The sequence below is a fragment of the Mesorhizobium sp. M8A.F.Ca.ET.021.01.1.1 genome, from assembly GCF_003998025.1.
In the GTDB taxonomy this organism is placed as follows: Bacteria; Pseudomonadota; Alphaproteobacteria; order Rhizobiales; family Rhizobiaceae; genus Mesorhizobium.
The window spans coordinates 1-7,471 of record NZ_RZSJ01000287.1 but is presented as its reverse complement, the minus strand read 5'-3'; the positions used below and the strand labels follow the sequence as shown (position 1 = coordinate 7,471).

Below are 7,471 nucleotides of genomic sequence, written 5' to 3'. Positions count from 1 at the left end.
TCTACACCTCGGTCGATTTCTTCGACGACAATGAATTGTCGACCTTCCGCGGCTATCCCTACTGGCTGCGCTCCGTCGCCGGCCACCCGCGCGAAAAGTATGGCAGCCACCCCTTCACCTTCTGGCAGTACACCGGAACCGGCATCGTTCCCGGCATGACCGGCAAGTCCGACATCAACGTCTTCAACGGCTCGGAAGCCGCCTGGAACAAGTGGCTGCGGCAGAACACACGTTGACACCGTGGCAACGGTAGCGAGGCCGGCTGGATTGGTGGCTGCGGCAGAAGACCCGTTGACACCGGGCCTGCCGCCTGCTTTTCGACACTACCAGCGGTAAAGAGTGCAACCGCTGGTAATTCAGGGCGTTGGCCTCCAGGCACGACAAAGCCCTCTTCGTTTCGAAAGGAAGCTGATGCGACTGCGTTCTCAAGCCCTCGCGGCGCTGTTCTTGTGCGCCACGGCCTTGCCGGCGATGGCGCAGGAATGCGGCGGCGATTTCGAGACCTGGAAACAGGGTGTGGCGGCGGAAGCCAAGGCTGCCGGTGTCGGCGCCGTCGGTCTCGATGCGCTGGAGGATGCCAGGATCGACGAGAAGGCTCTGGCTCGCGACCGCGCCCAGGGAGTCTTCACGCAAACCTTCGTCCAGTTTTCCAACCGCATGATCTCGGCCTACCGGCTGAAGCAAGGTGCGGCGAACATGAAGAAATACGCCGATATCTTCGCCCGCGCCGACCAGCAGTTCGGCGTCCAGGCGCCTGTCATCACCGCCTTCTGGGCGCTTGAAACGGATTTCGGCGCCGTCCAGGGTGATTTCCACACGCTGAGCGCACTGGTGACGCTGTCGCATGACTGCCGCCGCCCGCAATTGTTCCGGCAGCAACTGGTGCCGCTCTTGGAACTGATCGATCGCGGCGTGCTGCCAGCCGATGTCACGGGCGCCTGGGCTGGCGAGATCGGCCAGACTCAGATCCTGCCGTCCGACTATCTTGCGCGCGGCGTCGACGGCGATGGAGACGGCAAGATCGACCTGCGAAACAGCGTGCCGGACGTGATCATGACCACCGGCAACAAGGTGCTGTCGCGCGGCTGGAAACGCGACGAGCCCTGGATCCAGGAAGTGCGCGTGCCCGACGAGATGCCATGGGACCAGACCGGCCGCACCAACAAATTGCCGCTGACACAGTGGGCGCAGTGGGGCGTCACCAACCCCGACGGCTCGCCGCTGGTCGACAAGGGCCTGCAGGCCGGCCTGGCGCTGCCCATGGGCCGCAAGGGTCCGGCCTTCCTTACCTATGAGAATTTCGACGTCTATCTCGAATGGAACCAGTCCTTCACCTACGCGCTGACCGCGGCCAATCTTGCCGCGCGGCTGGCGGGCGCACCGCCCCTCGATCCGCGCAATCCCGAGCCGGGTCTCAACAACGACCAGATGAAGGCGCTGCAGACCAAGCTCGAGGCCAGCGGTTACGATGTCGGCACGGTCGACGGCATCCTGGGCACCAACACCCGCGAAGCCATCCGCAAGGAGCAGATGCGGCTAGGCCTGCCGGTTGATGGCTGGCCGACGCCGGAGTTGCTGGGAAAGCTGTAGCTTCCTCTTCCTTCTCCCCTTGTGGGCCTGTTGCGTAATTGGCTGGTTGTGATTCTCTGAGATGAAACTCGGATGAATCGCAATGGCGGTGAAGCAAACGGGTCAGCTTGGCGGAGGTTTTTCTTGGCGGCAAGGTGGCTGGCGGGTCTTTCGCATTTCCTCCCCAGCGCTCCGATTCTGTCGAAAATCAGCCTAAATAGCAGATAGAATTATTTTCTGGATTTATTTTCACAAATAATTTTTCCCCCACATCCATCCTGTCACTAACTTTGTGTAAATTGTCACGGAGGATAGAATGGAAAAGTCTCCCGTTAAATTCGTATCGCACTTCCAGGCAATAATCCGGAGGTTCGGATCCCTGCAAAAGACGATCTATTACTGTCGCTTCGACAGATGGCCAGTGAGCAGATTTCCTTTTATAATACGCATTTTGAACATAACCAGAAACGGCAATGATAAAAGCCGCCATCAAAATAACGCCTATAAGGAAATATAATACCATAGTAGCCGCTCGATACAAACTTCCACCGACGCCCTAGACACTTCTCTTCGGCTTAGCGTCCATCGTCAAGTAGCTCTTTCGCAGGTCCATGCCGCAAGAACTCTTCGCCCCGAAGGTGCTGGACCTGGCCCGCATTGCGATTCCTCCGAGCTTCATCTCAGGGAATCACAACCAGCCAATTACGCAACAGGCCCACAAAGGGAGGAGGAAGAAAGCTTAATCCGCCATCGTCTCCAGGCTTGCAAACCCCTGCGGCGCGTCGCCCTCGTCGAAGGGCGTCGTCACCTCGACGAAAGTGTCGGGATAAAAGCCGTTGAAGCGGGTCCTGAGCGACAGCGAGTAGGCGCCGATATGGCCGATCTCGATCCAGTCGCCGGTATCGACGGTTTCCGGCAGCCAGAACGGCCGCGACAGGATATCGACGGAATCGCAGGTCGCGCCGCACACTTTGAACGGCACGATGTTGTTCTCGTCGCCATTGCGCGTGCGGATCGCCGGATCGGGGATGAAGCGCGCCGGCAGCGTGATCTTGCCGGTCCATGAATCCGACAGCGACGCCCAGATGCCGTCATTTATGTAGAGCCGCTTGCCCTTGCGCAGGAGCACGCGCACGATCAGCGACAGGCAGCGCGCCACGATCACCCGGCCCGGCTCCGCCACCAGCGGTATCTGGTCGAATTGATATTCCTTCAGGTCGCCGGAGAGCCGCGACATGATCTGGCCGAGCGACGGCATCTCGATCTGCTTGCGGTTGGGATCATGTCCGTATTCGGCCGGAAAACCGCCGCCGACATCGAGCCCCGCAATGTCGAAGGTCAGCCGGTTGCGCACCCAGTCGGCCGAGGCCAATGCCCGCTCATAGGTGTCGGGGTCCTCGATCTGGCTGCCGACGTGGAAGCACAGGCCGACCTTGTAGCCGGTGCGGTTCAGCCGCTCGGCGAGTTCGACCGCATAGGCCGGCCCGGCGCCGAATTTCTTCGACAGCTCGTAGGCGGCATGCCCCTTGGTCTGCACGCGCACGAAGACGGTGACCGCGCCCGGATCGATATCGAGCGCCCGCACCACCCGGGTCAGCTTAGTGATCTCGTCCTCATGGTCGAGCGAGATGACGCGGATGCCGTATTTTTCCAGCGCCAGCTTGATGTCGGACTGTGCCTTGACCGGGTGCATGTAGAGCATCTCGGCATCGGGCGAGACAGCGCGCACGGCGGCGAACTCGCCTGGGGAAGCGACGTCGAAGGCAGTGACGCCGGCCTCGACCAGCGTCTTCAGCACGATCTGCTCGCCATTGGTCTTGACCGCATAGGCGGTCTTGCCGCGGAACATGCCCATGAACTGCCTGGCATCGGCCTTCAGCACCTGCGGGCGGAAGCAATAGACCGGATCGTCCGGGCGAAGCGCCAGTGCCGCCTCGCGGGCATTCTCGAATCGCTGCATGGACGAATCCTCGACTTCGACTGCGCACAATTAATCCAAGCTAGCGGCTAGCGCATGACCCCGAAAGTCAATTTCGACTTTCATCTTGCAGCGTCCTTTGCGCGTCTCTGGAGACGCGCGGCGCTGCAATGAATACAATTCTCTGTCTCGCGCCCCCTGACGGTGCCGCATTGGCTTGTCAGAAGGCCATCGGTCCAGTTTCGGGTGGCCCTTGTCGGCGAACCGGATATGGCTTCTGCCTTGTGGTTGGCATTCCGGCCATCTGGGGGAGGATTCATATGGCAGTGACCGCTATATCTGCGTCACGTGGACCGATGGCGCTCAAGGACTGGGGCCAGTTGCTGCTGCTCGGCGCGATCTGGGGCGGCTCGTTCTTCTTCGCCCGCATCGCGGTGGCGGAACTTCACCCGCTGGTGCTGGTGCTGTTTCGCGTCGCCATCGCCGCGATCGCGCTGCAGCTCTATCTCGGCTTGCGCGGCCCGTCTTTCCGCCTTGCTCTGCCGCATGCCGGCCTGTTCTTCCTGCTGGCCTTCACCAACAACGTCGTCCCCTTCTCGCTGATCTTCGCCGGCCAGACCCAGCTCGGTGCCGGCGTCGCCTCCGTCCTCAACGCGACGACACCGTTCTGGACGCTGATCCTCGCCAATGCCCTGACCTCGGACGAAAAGCTGTCCTGGAACAAGCTCGCGGGCATCGGGCTCGGTGTCGCCGGCACCGCCGTGATGATCGGTCCCGGCCTGCTCGCCGGGCTGGGCGGCCCGGTCTGGGCCAAATTCGCGCTGATCGGCGCATCGCTCTCCTATGGCGTTGCGCTGATGGTCGCCCGCCGCTTCAAGGGCGTGCCCTCGCCGGTCGTCGCCACCGGACAATTGACGGCCTCGACCATCATCATGATCCCGATCGTGCTCTTCGCCCATGGCCCCGCCGGCCTGTTCTCCGCCTCGCCGCCGGTGTGGGCGGCGGTGCTGGCGCTGGCGCTTCTATCGACGGCCTTCGCCTATATCCTCTACTTCAACCTCGTCGCCTCGGCTGGGGCCACCAACGCCTCGCTGGTCACGCTGATCGTGCCGGCCAGCGCCATGCTGCTCGGCTTCCTGTTCCTCGGCGAACGGCTCGAACTGTTCGAGATCGGCGGCGTGGTGCTGATCGGTCTCGGCCTTGTCACCATCGACGGGCGCCTGTTCGGAAGACGTTAGTGCGCGGCATGCCGGCATCGCGGTAGCGCTGTCATGACACGCCAACGACACCATCCCGCCATAATTTATTCACAGGCCTGAAGCCGGTTTTTGCCGAAGAGTTTCAACGGCTAACGGCAAAACCGAGGTCGCGAATTCCACATTTACGTCGCAATGCAGCACATTTTCCGCTTGCCTGTGGCACAAATGAACCTAGACTCCAGGGCATAGCTCTTTAAGAGGAGGCTATGTCATGGGACTTACGAGGCCAATCAACGCATTGATGATTTGTGCTGCGTTTGCTTTCATCGGCGCCCTCATTATGGGCGTCCTTCCCTGAACCCGCCAAGACGGGGAAGACCAGCACCTAATAGTCCAACCAATTCGAAAGGCCGGGTTTTTACCCGGCCTTTTGCTTGATCGGCTGCCCCCTAGGCGGCGGCCGATCCGGCCACCTCCGCCTCGTGCGAGCGGATGCCGATCATGTGGCAGACGGCGAACACCAGATCGGCCCGGTTCATCGTGTAGAAGTGAAAATCGCCAACGCCGCGCTCGACCAGGTCCAACACCTGCTCGGCGGCCACCGCGGATGCCACCAGCGCATGCGTCTGTGGGTCGTTCTGCAGGCCGTCGAAGCGCTCGGCCAGCCAAGCCGGCACCAACGCGCCGCAGCGCGCCGAGAAATTGGCGACCTGGGTGAAATTGTGCACCGGCAGGATGCCGGGCACGATCGGGATGTAGATGCCGGCGCGGCGCGCGCGCTCGACGTAACGCTCGTAGAGATCGTTCTCGAAGAAGAACTGGGTGATGGCCCGCGTCGCGCCATTGTCGACCTTGCGCTTCAGCATATCGATGTCGGTGGCGAAATCAGGGCTTTCCGGATGCTTTTCCGGATAGGCTGAAACCGAGATGTCGAAATCGCCGGCGCCCTTCAGCGCCCCGACGAGTTCGGCGCCATTGGCGTAGCCGTCCGGATGCGGCCGGTAGGCAGCGCCGACGCCTTCCGCCGGATCGCCGCGCAAAGCGACGAATCGCTTCACGCCCATGTCGGTGAATTCCTGGATCACGGCGTCGACCTCATGGCGGGCGGCATCGACGCAGGTCATGTGCGCCGCCGGCGTCAGGCTGGTCTCCTTCAGGATGCGGCCGATGGTGCGCGCCGTGCGCTCACGTGTCGAGCCGCCGGCGCCATAGGTCACCGAGACGAATTTCGGCTGCAGCGGCTCCAGCCTTGTGACCGTATCCCACAGCCTTGCCTCCATCTCGTCGTTCTTCGGCGGGAAGAACTCGAACGAAACCCTGACCTTGTCGCCAATATCGGGACGGCGGGAAAAACGAAACTGGTTCATCAGGCGATTTCCCCTATCGAGCTCACTCTGGTCTGCTGGCTGGCGTTGGCAGGATCGGCGATCAGCAGGCGCCGGTCGCGGCCAAGCCAAAGCTTGACGGTGAGCCTGGCCTCGTTGCCGCCGCGCGGTTCGAATTCCTGGGCATCCTCGAGATCGAGGCCGGCTTCCGAGAACCACTCCCCGATCTGCCGGTCGGAAAAGCCCAGCCGCATATGCGCATGCTCGTCGCGCAGGAACTCAAGCGCGTGCGGCGCGAAATCGACGATGACCAGACGGCCCGCCGGGCGCAAAAGCCGCGCTGCCTCGTGGATGGCGCGGGCCGGATCGTCGAGATAGTGCAGCACCTGGTGGATGGTGACGAGATCGAAGGCATCGCGCTCGACCGGCGGCGAGAAGATATCGCCCTGCCGCACCTGCGCATTCGAAACGCCGGCCTTGTCGAGATTGGCGCGCGCCACGGTCAGCATCTCGCGGGACATGTCGATGCCGATGCCGCGCCGGTAGAGCGGCGAAAAGATTTCGAGCAGCCGCCCGGTGCCGGTGCCAAGGTCGAGCATGGACTGGAACGGCCGCTTGCCGACCAGCTTCAGCATCGCGGCCTCCACGGCGCGGTCGGGCACATGCAGCGAGCGGATATGATCCCAGCTTGCGGCGTTCTGCGAAAAATACTCGGTGGCGCGGTCCTGGCGCTTGCGCTTGACCGAGGTCAGCCGCTCCAGGTCACGCTCGACCTGCGGGTCGGCGCCCCGAATGCCGGAGACCAGCCCCATCACGAAGTCCCGCGCGGAATCGGCGTCCGACAGGCGGAAGAAGGCCCACGACCCTTCCTGGTAGCGGCCGATCAGCCCGGCCTCGAGCAGAAGTTTCAGGTGCCGCGAGACACGCGGCTGCGACTGGCCGAGAATTTCCGTAAGGTCGGAAACGGTGAGGTCGCCGCGCGACAACAGTGCCAATATGCGCAGGCGGCTGGATTCGGCCGCCGCCTTCAGCGTATCCACCATGGTGTCGAGCGAGACATGCATCAGCGTATTCTCTTTGAAAAAGATATAAACATATGTTTATGTCGATTTTCGAAACCACGCAAGCGCTATGTCGCTTCCGGACAAGAAAATGCCGCATGCGTGATTTTTCGGTGCATGCCGTCCAAAAACGTGTAGCGGTTTTGGGACAATGACATGCATCAGCAAGAAGATCGGCCGATGAGCGAACCGCGTGAGATGTTCGAGGCACGCGAAGGCGAGAGGAGACTGGACCAGGATCCGGCGACGATGCCGCCGGATGGCGGCATCGTCTTCATCGGCCGTATCGCCTCGCCATGGACCACCCGGGAAAGCTGCCCGAAGAACATGCGCACGGCACGTGAGACCGGACAGCCGGCGGTGCTGACCATCGACGCGCCCTATCGCAGCGGCCTGCAA

The 7,471-nt window shown here is 62.1% G+C and carries 7 protein-coding genes and 1 pseudogene; 4 read left to right on the top strand and 4 right to left on the bottom strand.

Annotated features, from left to right (window positions below; translation table 11 throughout):
• Together EOA36_RS21005 and EOA36_RS21000 are read left to right on the top strand one after the other, a co-directional pair.
• Positions 1-236 (top strand): GH25 family lysozyme (locus tag EOA36_RS21005; RefSeq protein WP_281040070.1); only part of this gene is annotated, 236 nt, incomplete at its 5' end.
• A gap of 175 nt (positions 237-411) precedes the next feature.
• A complete protein-coding gene (locus EOA36_RS21000) occupies positions 412-1,590 on the top strand; it encodes a lytic murein transglycosylase (protein ID WP_127279250.1) in 1,179 nt (392 codons plus the stop codon).
• A 187-nt stretch (positions 1,591-1,777) separates the two neighbouring features.
• Here the strand turns inward: EOA36_RS21000 and EOA36_RS20995 are convergent, their stop codons facing one another.
• Complete coding sequence (locus EOA36_RS20995; RefSeq protein ID WP_189553288.1) at positions 1,778-2,059, bottom strand: hypothetical protein; 282 nt, start codon at positions 2,057-2,059, stop codon at positions 1,778-1,780.
• A gap of 249 nt (positions 2,060-2,308) precedes the next feature.
• Positions 2,309-3,529 (bottom strand): alanine racemase, encoded by a 1,221-nt coding sequence (locus tag EOA36_RS20990; RefSeq protein ID WP_127279248.1) that lies wholly within the window; start codon positions 3,527-3,529, stop codon positions 2,309-2,311.
• A 278-nt stretch (positions 3,530-3,807) separates the two neighbouring features.
• Between EOA36_RS20990 and EOA36_RS20985 the strand changes: the two genes are divergently transcribed.
• Entirely contained in the window at positions 3,808-4,725 is a 918-nt protein-coding gene (locus EOA36_RS20985; RefSeq protein ID WP_127279247.1) for a DMT family transporter, read from the top strand.
• Between the two features lie 410 nt (positions 4,726-5,135).
• On the opposite strand, the gene metF is transcribed toward EOA36_RS20985, so the two are convergent.
• Together metF and EOA36_RS20975 are read right to left on the bottom strand one after the other, a co-directional pair.
• Positions 5,136-6,053: a methylenetetrahydrofolate reductase [NAD(P)H] gene (gene metF, locus EOA36_RS20980; RefSeq protein ID WP_127279246.1), complete on the bottom strand. Its 918-nt coding sequence runs from the start codon at positions 6,051-6,053 to the stop codon at positions 5,136-5,138.
• Entirely contained in the window at positions 6,053-7,075 is a 1,023-nt protein-coding gene (locus EOA36_RS20975; protein ID WP_127279245.1) for a metalloregulator ArsR/SmtB family transcription factor, read from the bottom strand. Before EOA36_RS20975 ends, metF begins: the two co-directional genes overlap by 1 nt.
• A gap of 177 nt (positions 7,076-7,252) precedes the next feature.
• Between EOA36_RS20975 and EOA36_RS20970 the strand changes: the two are divergent.
• A pseudogene (locus EOA36_RS20970) lies at positions 7,253-7,471 on the top strand (tRNA (N6-threonylcarbamoyladenosine(37)-N6)-methyltransferase TrmO); the annotation flags it as partial.